Below are 19,047 nucleotides of genomic sequence, written 5' to 3' on the forward strand. Positions count from 1 at the left end.
CACTAAGATAGGTATAAATAAAATATCGGGCCTGTTAAAAGAAAAGAGTCAATCGAATCAAGAGCTCCGCCTCTACCAGGAACGATTTTCCCAGAATCTTTTACTCCAGCACTTCGCTTTAATCCAGATTCAAACAAGTCGCCAATAATGGTAAAAACTCCAATCAAAATGCCTAAAATAATAGATTCTCCATAGCTTAAATTTATTAATTTAAAAACTACCGCAAATATAGCAGTAAGCACAGAAAACAAAATACCCCCCAAAAAACCCATTAATGTTTTATTTGGGCTAATAATAGTGGGGCGATAACTGTTTTTCCCTAAAAAATAACCAAAAAGATATGCAAAAGTATCGTTTCCACTTACCATAGCAAAAAGCATTAACATTAAAAATGGTGCCTTGGGTAAAGTTGTAATAGAAACCGTAAAAGACATTAATACCCCGGGATATATAAGTATAAAAAGTATTGACGTTGCTTGAGATAAAAAGTTTCCAATCTCATGCTCTTTAATAAACACCAAATCAACAATCCAATTGCTAAAAACTAAAGCTATAAACAAGTAATATATTACATTCATGCCTAAATAAAAAACATTAAAATGAATATATGTTAAAATTGGGGGAGCAAATCCTAAAAAAAAAGATAATATACTCGAAAGTCCTGAAAATTTGAATTTTAATTTTAATAAATCATTAACTTCTTTTGCCGCAAAGCCACTAAATATAAAAATTAAAATATTAAGGAATAAATAATTTTTAAAATCTAAAAATATTAAAAATAAAATCAAAGGAACAAAAAATAGAAATGTTCCCAACCTTGCAAAAAAAGCAAATCTCTTAACCTTGCTCAACAAATCATCTCCCAAAATTTCTTCTTCTAAATTGGAAACATTCCAAATCCTTACTATATCTAGTGTCATAATATTCAGGCCACAAAACATTTGAAAAAATTAATTCAGAATAAGCAATCCTCCATAAGAAAAAATTACTTATTCTAACATTTCCGCCTGTACGTATTAAAAGATCAAGATCGGGTAGTTCTGGATTGTCTAAAAAACTGGAAAAAATATTCTCATTCAAAGACTCTAAATCAAAATCACTTGAAACAAATTTTTTAACAGCTCTAAGTATTTCATTACGACCCCCATAATTGATTGCTAAATTTAAAATAAGGTTGTTGAAATTTTTAGAAAAGCTAATAGAGTCTTTTATAGAACTTTTTACTTCCCCGCTTAAAGACTCAACATCTCCTGAAACTATTATTTTTATTCCATTTTTTTCGTAAAAATCAAATTCAGCTCTCAAATAATTAGCAATTAAAAACATTAAATTTTCTATCTCACAATCATCCCTTCTCCAATTCTCAGTAGAAAATACATAAAAGGATAAATATTTAATACCTACCCTTAAAGAATACTTAACTATTTCTTTTGCTCTTTTAAGACCCTCTTTATAACCTTCTAAAAAAGACAATCCTTTGCCTAAAGCCCACCTTCTATTGCCATCCATAATAATTCCAACATGACTTGGAAGAGAACCTTTATTCATGGATTTAAGCTTCCATTATTTCTTGAATTTTAGATTCTAAAATAGAATCTATCTTTTTAATATACATATCTGTAGATTTCTGAATATCATCTAAAATTCTTTTTAAACTGTCCTCTGTAATTTCAGATTCTTTTTCTTGCTTTTTAACCTTATTATTTAAATCCTGTCGTATATTTCTAGTTGAAATTTTATGTTCTTCTGCTATTTTTTTAGCATGTTTTACAATGTCTTGCCGCCTTTCACTAGTTAACGCTGGAACCTTAATTCTAATAACAGAACCATCACCTGAAGGGTTCATAGAAAGATCAGAATTAAGTATGGCTTGTTCTATCTTATTCAAGATGCTTTTATCCCAAGGCTGAATAACAACAAGCCTTGCTTCAGGAATTCTAATGCTTGACACTTGAGTTATAGGTGTTCTTTGGCCATGGTATTGAATAAAAATTCTATCAAAAATATTACTACTAATTCTACCTGTTCTTAACGTTTTATATTCATTATCAAGTGATAAAAGAACCTTGCTCATCTTTTCATCTAGAAAAGCCTTATAATCTTCCATATAAACTCCTCCTTGCTGACAAAAAGCATATTATCTACCCTATTCTTAAATATTTAAACTCAACTATTTCTATCTTGCTTGAAACTGTCTTTGAAATCTCTTCAAGCATTTCCCTTACAGTAATTTTATCATTCTTTACAAAACTTTGCTCAAGAAGAGAAATCTCAGCAAGATGTTTTTTAATTTTTCCCGCAACTATACTCTTGATTATGCTTTCTGGCTTACCACTGGATTCTAATTGTTTGGCAAATATCTCTTCTTGCTCTTTAATATAATTTGGACAAACATCATCATTTCTCAAATAAACAGGAGCAAACGCAGCCACATGCAAGGCTAAATCCATAGCAAAATCTTGAAACATTTTATCTTCGGTTTTAGAAAAATCATCTACTTTTAATTTAACTAAAACACCTATCTTGGATTGTTCACCATGCAAATAAATTTTTACAAACTCATTAGATTGAATTTCGGTAATAAAAATTTTTTTAACCTGAATATTTTCTTTTATTGTAGCTGCTAAATTTTTAAGCTCTAACTCTTGAGAAGTAGTTAAAGAATCTATTCCACTTTCTACCAATTCCTTGATCAAGGAATTGCCAAAATTAACAAAATCGTGATTCAAAGCAACAAAGTCTGTCTCACAAGAAACAAGCAAAAGCCCAGCATGAATATTGTTTGAATATGAGAATACTCTACCTTCTTTTGCATCTCGGTCAAGTCTTTTCTCAGCAGATGCAATTCCCATTTCTCTAAGTTTTTTTTTAGCCAATTCAAAGTCTCCACCAGCAGCGGACAAAGCTTTTTTACAGTCTCCAAAACCAGCATTGGTTTCTTCTCGAAGCTTTTTTACATCTTGAGGACTAATACTGCTCATAAATTACTCTCCCCTTTCTTCAATAGAATCACTTTTATCATTTTTAATTTCAATTTCTTTCATCAAATCTTCTTCATTCAAATTTTCAATTATTTGAATACCAACCTCTTTATCACTTTCTAAAATAGCATCAGATATTATTTTGGTAAACAAAGCAACAGAACGAATCGCATCATCATTACCAGGAATTGGACAATCAATAACATCTGGATTACAATTCGTATCAACCACAGAAATAATAGGGATTTTTAATTTTCTAGCCTCATTAATAGCTATCTGCTCTCGCTTAGGATCAATGATAAAAATAGCACCGGGAAGTATTTCCATATCCTTGATGCCTGTTAAATTTTTAGCTAATTTTGATTTTTCACGATTAAGTTGTGAAATCTCTTTTTTACTTATCATATCAAAAGTTCCATCAACTTCCATCTTTTCTAGCTTTTTTAATTTTTGAACAGATTTTCTAATCGTATTAAAATTAGAAAGCATGCCCCCAAGCCATCTATTATTTACATATGGCATATCACTTCTTCTTGCTTCTTGTTCTATGATCTCACTAGCTTGCTTTTTGGTTCCAACAAAAAGCACCTTTTTGCCATCTTTTATTACCTTTTGAACAAGCTCATAAGAATCTTTAATGCCCTGCAAAGTCTTTTGAAGATCTAAAATATGTATTTCATTTCTCTCAGAAAAAATAAATCTTTTCATTCTAGGATCAAGCCTTTTTACTTGATGACCAAAATGAACTCCGGCCTCCAACAGGCTTTTCATCGTAACAATTGCCAAATCAACCTCCTATTATCCTTCTCTTTTACTCACCATGAAAACACACGGCGGAAATTATCCCCTCTTTTATAAGAATATAATAAAACAATCCAATTAATAAGTCCACCTCATTAAAAATAAACGTCATTCTCTTTAATAAAATTATCAGCAAATTATATTAATAAAAAATATTAAAAGCAAAATTAATATCCAACTCTTTAAAAAATGATTCTTTTATAAATCGTTCTTATTTCTTTCAGAGAATTTAATCAAACCTATTAAAATAACCGACCCCAAAATAGGAAACAAATAAAGAACAAAATCTATTTGCCTTTCATAATAATCAGAATAAAAAAAGGGAATAAAAAACTGAAATATAATTCCACCTAAAAAGCTTATTAAATAAACTACTATAAATTTAAAATTCAATATGTTTAAAAACGTAACAAAAAAGCTTACCAAAAAAGAAATAACAATGTTTGTTAAAATCAAATGAGAAAAAAATACTATCATGTTCCCCCTTAAAAAGAACTAATTAGATAAACTAAATCCTGACAAATCCCCAAGATTAATAAGAACACTATAAGCATCATCAACAATGCTGCCCACACCCATAACAAAAATTGCCAAATTATACTTGGGAGAAATATCTTTTGTAAAAAAATCCTCATTTATATGTTTCAGATCAATTGGCCTTTTCTCTTTATCTAAAAAATTGGATTTTTTAATAGATTTTGAAAAACCTACATATTCTCCTTTATCAATATGGGACCTATATATATTTTTTTTCTCAAGAATAACAGATGAAGAAGTATTCCCATTTTTTACAGTAATGAAAGCCTCACCAGGAACATCCTTTCTTAATTCCCCAAAATTTATTTCAAAATATAAAGGCAATTTGCTATCTACCCATTCTTTATTTAATTTAAAAACAGGTTTACCCGAATAAACAGTAGAACTCAAATTTATTTTATAAAACCCTCTATTATTAAATTCACCAACATTGTCAAAAACACCCTTTAAGGCTTCAAAATCTTTCTCTACGCTTTTCTGGAAACTACTTATGTGATAATTGGCACCTTCTGGATAAAATTTGTAATATATGTCAAAACCTCTTAATTTACCAGCTGCTTGATTAGAAAAATAACCCGCTGGTAAAAAAAAAGCTACAGAATCTCTTGAAATTCGATTATCAACCTTTTCTGGTGAAGGAAGTATTAAAATATTGTCAAGACCACATCCAAAAAACCCCATACAAAATACAAAATATAAGATAAAAAAAATTATAAAACCTCCCCCAAAAATACAGATTAATTTTGCTTAAGTTCTAAAATTTTATTATTTGCCATATTTATATATAAATTATTTTCATACGGAAACTTAACAATCTCTTCGTATACTTTCACAGCAAGCTCTTTATCTTTTTCCTCAATCAATATTGCCTTGCTCAAAAGAGCTCTTACCTTTAAAAAGTCCAAACTAGTACTATTGATAAGATCTTCATAAACCAACAAAGCATCTTCTTTAAATCCCATTTTTTCATAAACTGTAGCTTTATTAAGAAAAGCAATTTCACTTTCAATGCCTTTTACCTTAATAACAGCATCTAAATCTTTAATAGCCTCATCATACCGTGCTTGACTTTGGAAATAAACAGCTCTGGCTAAATAGAACCTTGAAATAAAATAAGATGAAATTTCTTTTTCCTTTGAAATAAGTTCCCTTATCCTAAGAAATATTTTTTCTCTCTCTTTGCTATCATTTTCTCTTAAATAATCATTTAAATCTTTTTCAAGATTTTCTACTATTTCTCCACCACTCTTTACATAATCCTTACCTAAAGAATTATAAAAAACAACAATAATAGACACAAACACAAAAATAATGGCAATAAAGAAAACTAAAAGATTATTTTTAGTCATTATTCATCCCTCTTTAGCAAATTCTCAAATGGCTTGTAAGATTCCTCATCATTGCCCTTAAATAAATAAGAAGAAATTTCTTCTCTTGATCTTTGATTTTCATACTCCCTATAAGAGAGCAGCACTGATTTGTCTTTAGAATCAATACTTGTTATTACCACTTTAAGCTTGTCTCCAACGTTTAATTTTTCGAAAGTTTCTAAACTAGATTCTTTTGTATCTCCCAATTGAATTTTACTAATAAATCCCATTATTTTATTATAAACTCTTACCTGAAAACCTTTTGATTTTTTTTCTACAATCTCAACCTCAATAGCATCACCTTTTTTATAACTTTTAGAAAAATCTTCCCAGGGGCTCTCTTCTAGCTGCTTAATTCCTAATCTAACATTTCTTTTTCGCTTGTCAACCTCAAGCACTTTCCCATTCACTAAATCGCCTATCTTGAAATATTCTTCAGGATCAATCTCTTCAAGCCAAGAAATATCAAACTTACTAATATAAGCATCTATGCCTTCTTCAATATTTACAAAAGCACCTGTTTTTGTAATATTAGTAACAACTCCTTGAACAACTCTCCCAATAGGATATTTCTCAGTTAATTTCTCCCAAGGATTCTCATTGATCTGTTTAATACCTAGCGATATTTTTTGATTTTCTTTATCTATCTCTAAAATCTTAACTTCTACAATCTGGCCAAGTTTTATTAATTCTTGAGGACTTTTTATTACTCTTATCCAAGAAAAATTACTTATATGCAAAAATCCCGACAATTCGCTGTCAAGTTCAATAACAGCTCCAAAGGGTAAAATTTTTACAACTTTCCCTTTTACAATGCTATCAATTTTATATTTAACATCTACAGAATCCCAAGGATTTGCTTTTAAGGCCTTAAGGGACAATTCCATTTTACCTGTTTGTGGATTTATCTTGATAATTTTCAACTTTAGCTTATCACCAACTCTAACAAAATCTTCAACATTTTCAACTTGATTAAAGGCAATATTTCTTTTATGCAAAATTCCTGTAACAAAATTTTTAATTTTTACAATCGCACCATATTCTGTAATACGCTCAACCATACCATCAACTACATCTTCTTCATTGTAAGAACTGACTAGCTCTATTCTCTTAGCAAGATCTCTTTCTTTTTCTAGGGTGCGTCTATCAAGAATAAGTCTCAAGCCGTCTGCTTCGCTTGCTTCAAGAATATAAAATTCAACAACAGACCCTCTTTTTAATTTCTCATCCTTAGATTTAGAGCTTAAATAAAAAGGCATGAAGCCAGAAACATTTTCATTAATTTGAATTTTATAACCATTTGGAAGCTCAAACAACACTTTGCCTTTAATTATTTTTTTGTTTTGAATATATTCATATACTTTATCTTGAAAATTTAAAGAATCAAGCTTTTCAACACTTAAAATAAGACCTAATTCTCCACCTATTCTTACAACGATTGCTTCAAGTCTATCACCAACTTTGGGAACATTTTCAAATTCTTCAATCTTAATAAAGCCTTCCGATTTATAACCAATATCTACTAGAACATAATCCTTCATAATGTTAACAACTGTACCAGAAACACGACTTCCAAGTTCTACTCTTTCAAGCACTTTCAAATAATTTTCTTGTAAATCTTTTTGATTTTCCATTCTCACCTCTCTCTTACTTTTTTCAAATTAAACTTTTCTATTATAATATTACACACATCGTCTAATCCTTTGTAGCTTGTATCAAGGTAAAAAACCCCTTTTGATAATTTTAACTTACCATATTGTTTTTTCTTGTCAACATCATCTCTTCTTTTAAGAGTATGCTCTAATTCTTCTAAGGTCTCATTCCCATTTCTTTGCTTATATCGCCTCAAAGCTCGAACTTTAACAGAAGCATCAAGATATATTTTAAATTCAGATTCTGGAAAAACTACAGTAGTAATATCTCTACCTTCTATTATATAATTATCATCGCTAAATTTAACAACCTCTCTTAATTTTTTATTCACAATGTTTCTTATTCCAACATAAGAAGAATAAAAAGAAACTTGAAAATCAATCTTATCGTTTAAAATTTGATTTTCAACATTCTCTCCATTAAGCAAAAAGGCGGAATTATTAAAACTTATATCATTTTCAAGAATCAAATTTAAAAGACTATCCTCACTAATAAAATCGCAGCTATTCATAAGAGATCTTTGAGCAATTAAAGTTATTATCCTGTAAAGATGTCCAGAGCTAATAAATTTATAGTTCAACCTTACACCAAGCTCTCTTGCAATTGAGCTTTTTCCTGATGCTGAAGGTCCATCAATTGCTATTATCATTTAATTTCTCCAACCTGGATTTTAAACTATTTATCTTAGACAAAGGAACAATTTTTACTTGCCCCTCCTTTAAACTATCTAAATTAATATTGCCAATTCTAATTCTATGAATTTTTTTTAAAAAAATATTCTTACTCAAAAACACTTTTCTTATTTCTCTATTTTTCCCTTCATCTAAAATCAATCTAGCAGAATTTTTATTTAAAATTTCATAAGATTTTAATTTAAAAAATTCTTTTTTTACCTTTACACCCGATTTAAAAGAAATAAGCAAATTTTCATCAATATCTTTTTTTGATTCAATAATATATTCTCTTTCAACTTTTTGCCTTGGATGAATAATATCGTTTGCAAATTTACCATCATTAGTGAATAATAGAAGTCCAGAGCTTTTAAAATCAAGCCTACCAATTGAAAACACGCGCTCTTTAAATAAAGGTTGAACTAAAGATATTGCTAAATTTCTTCCATTAATATCAAAATTGGAACATAAATAATTTCTAGGCTTGTTAAGAGCTAGATAAATTCTATTATTAATTTGAAAATCTTTAAAAACAAAAATCTGTTTTTTATAAATTATTCTGTCTCCTAAAGTTACTTTATCCCCAAGCTTAGCAATAGTGTTATTAACTTTTACAAGTTTCTTTCTTATCAGTTCCTCGCAAAATCTTCTTGACCCCACTCCCTTTTCAGCTAAAAAAACGTGAACTCTAGGAGCTTTAAGTGCAATCATTAATTTTACAACCTCGATACAATACTAATTTATTATTCAAATATCCTAAATTTACAATATTAAGCATTTTACACTCAAGAGATACTAAAAAATAAGAAAATCTCTCAAAAGAATAATTATCGGCATTAAAATCTAAAAGAGAATCAAAAATTACGCTACTCTCTTTATTTAAAAGAGAAATAATTTTCATCTTTTTCTCAAAAATTTTCAATTCATACTTATTGCAAACAGCTTTAAATTTTTTATCACACAAAAAATTTTTATTAATAACTTTTTTCTTCAATGTACAAGACATTCTCTTCAAATTTTTCTTTTTATTATTATCATTAGCAATAGTATTAATATTTTTAACAAAATTGCCACTATCGCTAAAAATAAACTCTTCAATCATTTTTGAGTCATAGAATTTAAAATTTTTCGCTTGGTTTAATTGTAATTTTTCATTTTCTCTATTCTTGCTATAACATATTAATCTTTCCACAACTTTGCGCTCAGCTTTATCTTTGTATTCAAACTTCAGTGGGAATAAAATTTGAGTTTTCCAATAAAACAAATTATTAGCAAGATAAAAAAAATCGATCAATCCCCTAATACTTATATTAAGGTCACCTGAAACAGCTATAAATTCTTCAATTATTTGATTTAAACTCAAAGTTCTCAAAACATGCCTATTCATACTAACATATTCAAAAAAAAGCTCTATTCCGCCTGTAAAATTATCAAGACTGATAGAGTAACTACCCAATTCAGACATTTAAATTTTCCATATTACTCAGATTAATCTTCTTTAAATTCAATAAAATTATCATTCTCTTGATCAAAATTATTAAAAATTATTTTTCTAAGCCTCTTATCCAAATCATTTGCAAGTTCTACTTCTTTGCTAAGATGCTCAATAACACTCTCTCTCCCTTGTCCCAACTTATTATCTCCTAATGAATACCATGAGCCTGTTTTTTGTATTAAATTATGCTTAATAGCAGCATCTAAAATGCCAGCTTCTCTTGAAATACCTTTCCCAAAATAAATTATCAATTCTACTTTACGAAAAGGTGGAGCAACCTTGTTCTTCACAATCTTAACTCTAATCTTATTGCCAATAACATCATCGCTTGAGCCCGATCTGGTTACTTGTTCGATCTTTCGAACCTCAAGTCTAAGAGATGAATAAAATTTTAAAGCATTCCCACCAGTAGTAGTCTCGGGATTGCCAAACATAACACCAATCCTCATCCTTATTTGATTAATAAACATAATGCAAGTATTGGATTTAGAAAGTATACCAGTAATCTTTCTAAGAGCTTTGCTCATTAGCCTTGCTTGAAGGCCAATCTGAGAATCTCCCATTTCTCCATCTATCTCTAATTTGGGGGTTAAAGCCGCTACAGAATCAACTACAATCAAATCAACACCACCGCTTCTGATTAAATGCTCAGCAATCTCAAGAGCTTGCTCTCCGGTATCAGGCTGACTAAGCCAAAGTTCTGCAACATTAACACCCAAAGCTTTTGCATAAACAGGATCAAGAGCATGCTCAGCATCAATAAAAGCAGCTATCCCGCCTTCTTTTTGCACCTCAGCAATCGCTTGAAGAGTTAAAGTGGTCTTGCCAGACGACTCGGGGCCAAAAATTTCTATTATGCGACCCCTAGGATATCCACCAATGCCAAGAGCCTCATCTAATACGATAGATCCACTTGACATACTTTTTATACCTTGTCCAACAGGAGATTCTCCCATCTTAATAAGACTTCCCTTTCCAAAAGCTTTTTCTATTTGAACTCTTGCAAGCTCAATAGCTTCCTCTTTACTTACTCTTTCTATGCCAACAACTGCTTTTTCCCTTTTTTCCTTTAACTTTGACATTCTTAAATTTTTCCTAGCTAAATTTTATGGGCTCTATTTTCTTTACAAAATATTTAAAATTAGTATTATTTATAACAAAATTAAGACTATCCCCTTCTCTAGAATCAAGCAAATTTTCTCCAAAAGGCGATTTATATGAAATAATGCCTTCATCGGGGTTTGATTCCCAAGGTCCAAGTATTAAATAAGATTCATCTTTGCCTGTAACTTCATTTAAAATGACAACCTTGGTCCCAAAACCAACAACAGAGCTTTGAAGATCCTTAGTATCTATAACTTTTGCATTCTCTATTTCCAGCATTAAGGAGTTTAATCTTTTTGTCAAAAACTGTTGTTTTTCCTTAGCAGAATGATATTCAGCATTTTCTTTTAAATCACCAAGTTCACGAGCTTTTCCAATTTCTTTTGAATTTTCTGGAATTTCAACTTCCTTTAAATATTTAAGCTCTTTTTGTTTTTTATTCAAAGAACTTAATATGGTTAAAAATCCAATTTCCATTCTCTCGACTGCAAGCTGCATCTTTTCATCTTCAAACTCAACAGAATCAAATAATTGCCTTATTATAGATTTAATCTCTAAAAGATCCTTTGGGGGAAAATCTTTTACATAAAAACAAGTCATATAAACTCTTTTTGCAAGTTCTTCATCTCTCACGACCTCTAAGACTGATTTAAGATACCCATCTTTAACTAAAAGATTAATTACCATTTTATAAATTCTTTTACTTGCAACAGAATTATTTTTATTATTAATTTTGATAACACTATCTGTTAAAATTTTAATCAAATTGGACAAAAGATCCGAATCTGAATAACTCAGCTCTATAGAATAAGTTTTACAGTGCTTCAAAATCCAAATATAAGCATCTTTATAGATCTTATAATTTTTTATAACATAATTAAATAATTTTTCCACTTCTCTGGGATCTTCTTTGTAAAGTGATTCAACCAATCTTTTATTAACAGAATGAGGAAAAAGTTCTTTGTAATACAAAATCCAATTGCTAAGTTCTTCTTTAATTAAAACAACTAATTCTTTTTTGATTTCTGCATTCAAAATTGAATCAAAAAGATCCACTATTCCTTTTGGATACTCTTTTAAAAGAGATTCTAAATTAACATCTTTTTCTATATTAACTTTTGATGACAATTCTTCAGAAAAATTACCTAAAGATTTAAGAATAACGTAAGAACTTATAACATGATGATCAACCTTTGTAAAATTGTTAACATAAATTAAAAAATAGTTAAGCATCTCTTCTTCAATATGCAAATCCTTAACAATTCCCTTAACATTGCAATAGTTTATAAATATCTCGTATCTTTTATAAAAATCTTTCTCAATCTTAAATTTATCATACATTTTTTCATTCAAATTGGAAGATCTCTCATTATATATATAACAATCAAGCTTGCCAGAATCCATAACAAAATGGGGATTATCCTTTAAAATTTGCTTTGCTTTCAAGCTCCATGAATTCCACGAACTTTGAGTCATCAAGCTTGGCACTAACTCTTTTTTTATTCCCTTTAAATCAATAGCTTTATAACTTTTTATAATAACCTTTATGGCCCACTCAATATCTTTTTTTACTCTATCTGCAAGTTCCTCTTTAGGTGTTACAGCCTTTAATACTCTAATATCATCTCTACTAAGGGGAGATAAAGCCGACATAGCCATATCAAAACCAATAAAATGACCTCTTTTGGAAACAAAATCAACCGTAATGCCGTTATCATTTACATCTCTTACTATTCCAACAGACCAAGTCTGATGATAAACAAAATTACCTTTTGCAAAAAACAAATATTTTTCAAAGTCTGAATATACATCAACAAAATTTTTATCTAAGTTTTCAATATCAGACTTTACAAGATAATCCTCAATATTTTTAACATCTTTATATCTTTCTCTTAAAAATTTAACTAAATTTTCTCTTGCCTTATGATTTTTGTTATCAAGCTTTAAAATACCTTTTAAAATTTCTATTGTCTCATCAACATTGTCAGTCAAAGAATAATGATCAAATAAATCCTCATAAAGAACTATGGCCTTTTTAAATCCAAGATCTTTTTCAATTTTTTGCAAAATAAGCAAAAAAGAATCAAAATCATCTGAAACATAATGAATAAGCTTGGCCCATACTTCTCTGATTCCTGACATTTGTTTTTTATCAATAAAACGATAAATAGCTTTTCTAAAATAGAAAATTGATTTTTGCAAATCAATAGTTTCATAATAAGTAGCAAGTTGCCTAACAAACACAGTGTCGTCAATATCTGCTTCAACAATTCTAGTCCAAATACCTGGAAGCTTATCATTTTCATTGTTCTGAGCATATATTTTTGCAAGAGTATAAAGAGCGTGCTTATTCTCAGAAATTAAAAGCATTTCATTGCATATATGCTCAACAAGAGTCCATTTTAAATTTTGAGAAAACAAATCAATAACAGCAAGTAAATTCATATCATTTAAAGGTCGCCTACTATATATAAGCATTCCAGAAATATAAAGACCTGCTATGCTTTTTTTAACGTCCTTTAAATGCCTGCCACAAATATCAAGCACATCCTCTGTTAACCCCTCATCAATTATATTATTTATTAAATCATCCAATTCTTTTATTTTGGCAAGAGAATAATTATTAACAACTATTCTTGTCCACTTATCTTCTTGTAAAATACTATCTAATTTCTCTATGGTAGTAACATTAGACATCAAACTCTCCTAATATCGATTTTTTAGCATCAAGCAACTAATTTACATACTGTTGATAAATACCTAGGTCTATTTCTTTTATGTATAGCAAAATCTCATCAATACGTGCTCTATCTTCTTTTATCCTTACATAATGATCAATAAGCCAAAAATATTTATTAATAAGCCTTGGAAGCAATATGCTCTCATTTATTGATCTATAAGACTTTTCTTTAAGTTCATTGCGCAAACTGTAAACAGACTGCTTTAGCTGTCCAAGCTCTATAGGCCTTAACTCTCTTTTAATATTAAAAACACCATTAAGAGAGCCATAAACAGGAATCCATTCTTTTATAAGATCATCTGAAATATTTCTGTCAGATTTAATAAGATCTATTAATCTTAAAATCATATCAGACTCAAGAGAATATATATCTATCTTTTGAGGATTAATAAAAAAAGCCTCTCTGAATAATACTTTAGCTTCTTTAATTTCATCAACTAACGCATAAGAATCAGCAAGCTCTGCAACAACATCTGAGTTATCTTTAAAATCTCCTAATATTTGCAAAAAAACATTGATTGCTCTCTCGTAATTTCCCATACCCTTATAAGACTTAGCAATTTTTATTAAAAGGTCCAAATTTTCTGGATGCATTTTGTATATATTTTTATATATATAAAGACAGGTCTGAAACACAAAATATTTTATAGAATTGCGACCTTGCAAAAAATTACAACCCATCTTTTTCAAATATCGTCCTGCAAAATTATTCCACTCTCTTATTAAAAATTCTGCCTTTTCATAATCTTGCCCTATTCTATCAAGGCTTTCAACTTGACCATTCCAATACACAGAACTTTTCAAAGCTGTTAGAATTTCAATATTATCAAAATCAAGAGAATGAGCCTCTTCGGATTTTACTAAAGCTTCTTTGAAATTGCCTTTTCTAAAATCTAAATAAATCTCTTTAATCAATTCAACGATTCTTTCTGATGACACATTCCCACCATTTTAAACAATATATACAAACCCCCGTTACACTTTATATAATTATATCATTTATCAATTTTTAGTCAAACAAGAAATTGGGGCAAAATAACAATATTTCATTTGTTATTCTTTTAAAATAAAATCTTATATTATAATATTAAAAAGAAAATTATGGGGTCAAATTCTAGCTATATGGAACCTAATAAAATTATCAACAAGTCTATTTATTACTATAATTCAAAAAAATATTCACAAGCAATAAAACTCCTAGAAAAAGAAATTTTTTTCTACAAAAATTACTATTTGTATCACTATGTCTTAGGAATGTCTTATCTTCGTATCGGGAACCTTGGCAATGCTCAAACATATCTTAAAAAAGCTTACACTTTAAATCCCAGCGAATCAAATATAAAACAGGCTATTGCTATACTTTTAGTAAGCCAGGGCAAAGAAGAAAAAGCTATTCAGATATGGCTTAAAATGATAGAAGAAAATCAAGAAGTAGATCGATCAGAGCTGTCTCTTGAAATTATTCGAAAAAATCCCATTAAAGGTTCTGCCTTTTTTAAAAATAGTAACCTATACGAAAAATTGTTCCCAACAATTAAAGCAATACCTGATAAAAATTCAACAAAGTTAATCATAATAATTATCATAGGGGGGATTGTATTTATTTCAATGTTAGCAATCTATTTTATTTTTTATGAACAAAAAACAACAACATCCGCAAATCTAAAAGCAGAAATAAACAAAAATTTAAACAATATTGCTGCTTACATTGATGACATTAAAATAAATAACAAAGAAAAAATAAAAAATGAAGAAGGTCAATTCATATTAATACTAACCAGCGACGAAATTAAAAACTCTTTCGAAAAAATCAAAATTTATTTAAAAAAGGGAAAAGATAATTTTGCAAGAGTAGAAATAAATAAAATATTAAATTCAAATGCATCAGAATCTATAAAACTAAAGGCCAAAAATCTTGCAAGCTTTATCTCAAGGCCAGATTTCATTGGCTTTAATGAACATCTAAACCTAAAAGATATTAAAAAAGATCCATCAATATATTCAAACGTATATGTAAAATGGGAAGGAGTAGTAAATAATATCGAAAAAAAAGATAACATAATTCAATTTGACTTTTATGTAGGATACAACAAAAATGTACTCTCCGGAATTATTCCCACAAAAACAACCCTTGATATTGATATTGATTTTAAAGACAATGTTGAAATACTTGGACAAATAGAATACAAAAAGAACAAACTTACCTTAAATGCAATAACAATTAGAAAAATAGATAAAAATGCAAATTAATCCTAATATCTTTGCCAAAATTTCAAAAAATAATTAACATTTAAGATTAAAAAGGGGTGCACAACAACTTTTCATTACATTTGATAAGATTTATTGATTCTTCAAAAGAAAGCAGCAACTCTTCTTTTTTGGTCAAATCTCTTACTTTCATTTTATTTTCTTTGTATTCTTCTTGACCAACAAAAATTAAAAATCTTATTTCTTTGCTTAAGGCATATTCTATTTGTTCTTTAATATTTTTACCATTTTTATTTTTAAAATAGACTTCACAAGAAATATTTTTAACCTTGGAATAATCATGATTTCTAAATCTAGTAGCAAGTTCATAATAATAATTTTGCAAAGCACTATCTAAATTTACAATTAAAACTTTAGATCTAGCCTTAGTGACAAATATTTTAATATAACTAAACTTTTCAAGATCAATTATATCCTTTATTCTGTCAACACCAAAAGATCCCCCAACCCCTGAAATTTTTTGAATAGAGTTTGAGAACAAAGAAACCAAATTATCATATCTTCCCCCACTGCAAACACTACCCATATTACTGCCAAACACCTCAGATTCAAAAACAATCCCCGTATAATAATCAAGTCCACGCGATATTTTAAGATTTAAGTTAAAAGAATCTTGAATTTTTAATAAACTAAGATGCTGGAAAACATCTTCTACTCTCTTGATAGACTCATTATCGCCTAGAATACTTTTTAAAGCTTGTATTTTGTCTTTAAAAGTACCTTGCAAACTCACTAAACTTAAGATTGAATCTACCGCTTCTTTTTCAATCTCAAGAAGCAGCGCTTCTTTAACCCTATCAATTCCTATTTTATCTATTTTGTCAATATTTCTTAAAATAAAAATAGATTTTTCTTTAAGTCCTAATTTTTCAAAAAAAGAATTCAATATGCCAATATGAGAATAATGGATAATAAATTTTTTATTAATGCCTTCTATAAAATTCAAAAAAATCTCTTCAAGTCCATAATATACAACAGAAAGAATCTCGGCATCGCCCCTAAAAGTGTCCTCTCCAACTATATCAAAATCGAACTGCATAAATTCTCTGTATCTACCCTTTTGAGAATTTTCTCCTCTGAAAACTTTTCCAAATTGAGAACGTCTGAAAGGAAGCTTTAAAGCAGAAATATTTGTAGCAACAAATCTGGCAAAAGGAACAGTTAAATCAAATCGCATGGAAACATCTCTACCTCCATTATCCTTAAACCTATAAATTTGCTTTTCAGTCTCATCCCCACTCTTTTTTAAAAGCAAATCTGAATATTCAAGAACTGGAGTATCTATTAGGTCAAAATTATAAGAATTAAGAACGCTAAATATTTGCCTAACAATATGAATTCGAATCAAAGAATCCTTCGGTAAATAATCTTTAAAGCCTTTTAAAGTTTTAATATCCATCACATTATACCCTCTGCTATATAGTAATTTACTTTTTCAGAATATAATAACATATAATAATATAGATGCAAAAAAAAATGAATAATTTTTTATTTCATATAGTCATAAATAATTTAAGAGGTCCAAAATTCATGACCAAAAGAATGCTTAATAACACTTATCGAATAAAAACAATATTAACAATATTCTTGGCTATAACTTTGCTAACTATTTACAAATATTTCACACTAATGGCCTTCAATAACAGCCCAGACAACACAATATCCTTAAAGTCAAATGATATTGCCAAAAGAGGAACAATTTATGATAGAAATGGCAAACCAATAGCATTCTCTTCAAAATCCTACTCAATTGGTACAAATCCTCAAAAAATAGAAAATATTGTAAGCACATCTGAAACTCTTGGCGCAATACTTCAAATTGATTCAAGAATTTTAAAGGAAAAGCTTTCCTCTAACAAAGGGTTTTTATATATAAAAAGAAAAATAAAAAGAGAAGAATCAGATTTAATAAAAAGAATTCAAGCTGAAGGCAGGCTTTCAAACATCACTTTATATCCTGATTACACAAGAATTTATCCCTTCAGAAATACCACAAGTAATATTACTGGCTTTGTAGGAACAGATAATCTTGGCCTTGAGGGCATTGAATTTTCCCTAAATAGCATATTAGGAAAAGATAAAACCAAACAACAATTTTTAAATGAGGAGCCAGAAACAAACAATATCCACTTAACAATAGACATGGACATACAACAAGGTGTTAGCAAAATAGCTAAAAAATACTTTAAAGAAAATAATCCTGAAAGTTTAATTACCTTGGTAATGAACTCCCAAAATGGAGAAATATTGTCCATGGTTCAATTTCCTCAATATGATGCAAACTTTTATTCTAAATATCCCGAAGAAATACGGAAAAACCTTTCTTCGTCTCTAACCTATGAGCCTGGAAGCATCAATAAAATTTTTACAGTTGCAATAATATTAGAAAGTGGAAAATTAAATTTAGAAGAAAAATTTTTAGACAATGGAATATATCAAAAACAATTTCCATCAGGAGAAAAAATTACAATCAAAACACTAAATCCTCCCTATAAACATATCGACTCTACAGAGATTTTAATTTATTCATCAAATGTTGGAATAGCTTACATTACTGAAAAAGTTAGCAATGAATACTTTTACAAAAAACTTTTAGATTTTGGCTTTGGGGAAAAAGTTGGATTTCCATTTCCCGGAGAAACAAAAGGACTATTAAATCATTATTCAAAATGGTCAGGACGAAGTAAAGCTACAATTGGATTTGGACAAGAAATAGGAGTGTCAGCGGTTCAAATATTACAAGCTGCAAGCATACTAGGCAATAATGGAATAATGCTAAAACCTAGAATAATAAAAAAAATAAGCAACGATAAAGGAGAAAATATAAAAGAATTTGATAAAGAAGAAATAAGAAGAGTAATATCCAAAAGTTCAGCACAAAAAGTTTTAAAAATGATGCGAGAAGTTGTAAATAAAGGTGGAATTCCAAATCTTAAAATTAAAAATCTTGACATTTCTGCAAAAAGTGGAACATCTCAAGCTATTGATAGAAAAACGGGAAAATACTCAGAAGAAGACTATACATCCTCTATATTGGCAATATACCCCACAGAACAGCCAAAATATATTATTTACATTGTATACAGATACCCCAAAAAAATAATATACGGAACAAGAATAGCAGCCCCAATGGCAAAAGAAATAATAGAATTTATTGAGCACCAACAAAATACAATAGCATATAAAAAAATTAAAATGCCATCAAAAATCAAGATCCCTAAAACTGAAACTAATTATAAAAACAAAACATACTTGCCAAATTTTATCAATCTTTCTAAAAGAGAAGCAATAGACATACTAAAATACTACAAAAATACTATGAAAATAAAAATAAATGGCGATGGATTTGTTTACAAGCAAAGTATATCTCCCAATACAAAATTAGAAGATATAGCAGAGCTTGAACTGTATTTAAAATAATTGGGTT

The 19,047-nt window shown here is 28.9% G+C and carries 18 protein-coding genes; 2 read left to right on the top strand and 16 right to left on the bottom strand.

The window, feature by feature from the left end; translation table 11 throughout:
• Positions 1–2 precede the first annotated feature (2 nt).
• From QIA19_RS01135 to QIA19_RS01205, 15 genes are all read right to left on the bottom strand, one after another.
• Complete coding sequence (locus QIA19_RS01135) at positions 3–854, bottom strand: phosphatidate cytidylyltransferase (RefSeq protein ID WP_301366216.1); 852 nt, start codon at positions 852–854, stop codon at positions 3–5.
• Position 855: 1 nt separating this feature from the next.
• On the bottom strand, positions 856–1,548 hold the full coding sequence (uppS, locus tag QIA19_RS01140) for a polyprenyl diphosphate synthase (protein WP_301365204.1): 693 nt from the start codon (positions 1,546–1,548) through the stop codon (positions 856–858).
• A gap of 4 nt (positions 1,549–1,552) precedes the next feature.
• Positions 1,553–2,107 (bottom strand): ribosome recycling factor, encoded by a 555-nt coding sequence (frr, locus tag QIA19_RS01145; protein WP_008882588.1) that lies wholly within the window; start codon positions 2,105–2,107, stop codon positions 1,553–1,555.
• Positions 2,108–2,141: 34 nt separating this feature from the next.
• A complete protein-coding gene (tsf, locus tag QIA19_RS01150) occupies positions 2,142–2,981 on the bottom strand; it encodes a translation elongation factor Ts (protein ID WP_301365207.1) in 840 nt (279 codons plus the stop codon).
• A gap of 3 nt (positions 2,982–2,984) precedes the next feature.
• On the bottom strand, positions 2,985–3,767 hold the full coding sequence (rpsB, locus tag QIA19_RS01155) for a 30S ribosomal protein S2 (RefSeq protein ID WP_008882320.1): 783 nt from the start codon (positions 3,765–3,767) through the stop codon (positions 2,985–2,987).
• A 213-nt stretch (positions 3,768–3,980) separates the two neighbouring features.
• Positions 3,981–4,259, bottom strand: coding sequence for a hypothetical protein (locus tag QIA19_RS01160; RefSeq protein ID WP_002556726.1), 279 nt, complete (start codon positions 4,257–4,259; stop codon positions 3,981–3,983).
• A gap of 18 nt (positions 4,260–4,277) precedes the next feature.
• A complete protein-coding gene (locus tag QIA19_RS01165) occupies positions 4,278–5,000 on the bottom strand; it encodes a hypothetical protein (protein WP_301365211.1) in 723 nt (240 codons plus the stop codon).
• 56 nt (positions 5,001–5,056) lie between these two features.
• Complete coding sequence (locus QIA19_RS01170; protein WP_301365213.1) at positions 5,057–5,668, bottom strand: tetratricopeptide repeat protein; 612 nt, start codon at positions 5,666–5,668, stop codon at positions 5,057–5,059.
• On the bottom strand, positions 5,668–7,323 hold the full coding sequence (locus QIA19_RS01175) for a 30S ribosomal protein S1 (protein WP_301365215.1): 1,656 nt from the start codon (positions 7,321–7,323) through the stop codon (positions 5,668–5,670). The genes QIA19_RS01170 and QIA19_RS01175 overlap by 1 nt, the downstream gene beginning before the upstream one ends.
• A gap of 2 nt (positions 7,324–7,325) precedes the next feature.
• The gene (gene cmk, locus QIA19_RS01180; RefSeq protein ID WP_301365217.1) at positions 7,326–7,991 is read right to left on the bottom strand and encodes a (d)CMP kinase; all 666 of its coding nucleotides are present in this window, start codon (positions 7,989–7,991) and stop codon (positions 7,326–7,328) included.
• Complete coding sequence (locus QIA19_RS01185) at positions 7,975–8,724, bottom strand: pseudouridine synthase (protein WP_301365219.1); 750 nt, start codon at positions 8,722–8,724, stop codon at positions 7,975–7,977. The genes cmk and QIA19_RS01185 overlap by 17 nt, the downstream gene beginning before the upstream one ends.
• Positions 8,711–9,478, bottom strand: a complete 768-nt coding sequence (locus QIA19_RS01190) for a hypothetical protein (RefSeq protein ID WP_301365221.1) — start codon at positions 9,476–9,478, stop codon at positions 8,711–8,713. The genes QIA19_RS01185 and QIA19_RS01190 overlap by 14 nt, the downstream gene beginning before the upstream one ends.
• A 23-nt stretch (positions 9,479–9,501) precedes the next feature.
• Positions 9,502–10,590, bottom strand: a complete 1,089-nt coding sequence (gene recA / locus QIA19_RS01195) for a recombinase RecA (RefSeq protein ID WP_301365223.1) — start codon at positions 10,588–10,590, stop codon at positions 9,502–9,504.
• A 13-nt stretch (positions 10,591–10,603) separates the two neighbouring features.
• Positions 10,604–13,309 carry a transcription elongation factor GreA gene (greA, locus tag QIA19_RS01200; RefSeq protein WP_301365225.1) on the bottom strand — a complete coding sequence of 902 codons (2,706 nt, stop codon included), beginning with the start codon at positions 13,307–13,309 and terminating at the stop codon, positions 10,604–10,606.
• A gap of 37 nt (positions 13,310–13,346) precedes the next feature.
• Entirely contained in the window at positions 13,347–14,291 is a 945-nt protein-coding gene (locus tag QIA19_RS01205) for a tetratricopeptide repeat protein (RefSeq protein ID WP_002656953.1), read from the bottom strand.
• A gap of 183 nt (positions 14,292–14,474) precedes the next feature.
• Between QIA19_RS01205 and QIA19_RS01210 the strand changes: the two genes are divergently transcribed.
• Positions 14,475–15,602 (top strand): tetratricopeptide repeat protein, encoded by a 1,128-nt coding sequence (locus tag QIA19_RS01210; protein ID WP_301366218.1) that lies wholly within the window; start codon positions 14,475–14,477, stop codon positions 15,600–15,602.
• Positions 15,603–15,648: 46 nt separating this feature from the next.
• Here the strand turns inward: QIA19_RS01210 and hisS are convergent, their stop codons facing one another.
• Positions 15,649–17,019 (bottom strand): histidine--tRNA ligase, encoded by a 1,371-nt coding sequence (gene hisS, locus QIA19_RS01215; RefSeq protein ID WP_301366220.1) that lies wholly within the window; start codon positions 17,017–17,019, stop codon positions 15,649–15,651.
• 131 nt (positions 17,020–17,150) lie between these two features.
• On the opposite strand from hisS, the gene QIA19_RS01220 reads away from it, so the two are divergent.
• On the top strand, positions 17,151–19,040 hold the full coding sequence (locus QIA19_RS01220) for a penicillin-binding protein (protein ID WP_008882417.1): 1,890 nt from the start codon (positions 17,151–17,153) through the stop codon (positions 19,038–19,040).
• Positions 19,041–19,047 lie beyond the last annotated feature (7 nt).

The organism is [Borrelia] finlandensis (assembly GCF_030438365.2).
Classification (GTDB): domain Bacteria; phylum Spirochaetota; class Spirochaetia; order Borreliales; family Borreliaceae; genus Borreliella; species Borreliella finlandensis.

What these genes read in the sequence shown, in the direction of transcription:
- uppS (WP_301365204.1), bottom strand. Translation starts at nt 1,548, where the DNA reads ATGAATAAAGGTTCTCTTCCAAGTCATGTTGGAATTATTATGGATGGC.
- frr (WP_008882588.1), bottom strand. Translation starts at nt 2,107, where the DNA reads ATGGAAGATTATAAGGCTTTTCTAGATGAAAAGATGAGCAAGGTTCTT.
- tsf (WP_301365207.1), bottom strand. Translation starts at nt 2,981, where the DNA reads ATGAGCAGTATTAGTCCTCAAGATGTAAAAAAGCTTCGAGAAGAAACC.
- QIA19_RS01160 (WP_002556726.1), bottom strand. Translation starts at nt 4,259, where the DNA reads ATGATAGTATTTTTTTCTCATTTGATTTTAACAAACATTGTTATTTCT.
- QIA19_RS01165 (WP_301365211.1), bottom strand. Translation starts at nt 5,000, where the DNA reads ATGGGGTTTTTTGGATGTGGTCTTGACAATATTTTAATACTTCCTTCA.
- QIA19_RS01170 (WP_301365213.1), bottom strand. Translation starts at nt 5,668, where the DNA reads ATGACTAAAAATAATCTTTTAGTTTTCTTTATTGCCATTATTTTTGTG.
- QIA19_RS01175 (WP_301365215.1), bottom strand. Translation starts at nt 7,323, where the DNA reads ATGGAAAATCAAAAAGATTTACAAGAAAATTATTTGAAAGTGCTTGAA.
- cmk (WP_301365217.1), bottom strand. Translation starts at nt 7,991, where the DNA reads ATGATAATAGCAATTGATGGACCTTCAGCATCAGGAAAAAGCTCAATT.
- QIA19_RS01185 (WP_301365219.1), bottom strand. Translation starts at nt 8,724, where the DNA reads ATGATTGCACTTAAAGCTCCTAGAGTTCACGTTTTTTTAGCTGAAAAG.
- QIA19_RS01190 (WP_301365221.1), bottom strand. Translation starts at nt 9,478, where the DNA reads ATGTCTGAATTGGGTAGTTACTCTATCAGTCTTGATAATTTTACAGGC.
- recA (WP_301365223.1), bottom strand. Translation starts at nt 10,590, where the DNA reads ATGTCAAAGTTAAAGGAAAAAAGGGAAAAAGCAGTTGTTGGCATAGAA.
- greA (WP_301365225.1), bottom strand. Translation starts at nt 13,309, where the DNA reads ATGTCTAATGTTACTACCATAGAGAAATTAGATAGTATTTTACAAGAA.
- QIA19_RS01210 (WP_301366218.1), top strand. Translation starts at nt 14,475, where the DNA reads ATGGAACCTAATAAAATTATCAACAAGTCTATTTATTACTATAATTCA.
- hisS (WP_301366220.1), bottom strand. Translation starts at nt 17,019, where the DNA reads ATGGATATTAAAACTTTAAAAGGCTTTAAAGATTATTTACCGAAGGAT.
- QIA19_RS01220 (WP_008882417.1), top strand. Translation starts at nt 17,151, where the DNA reads ATGACCAAAAGAATGCTTAATAACACTTATCGAATAAAAACAATATTA.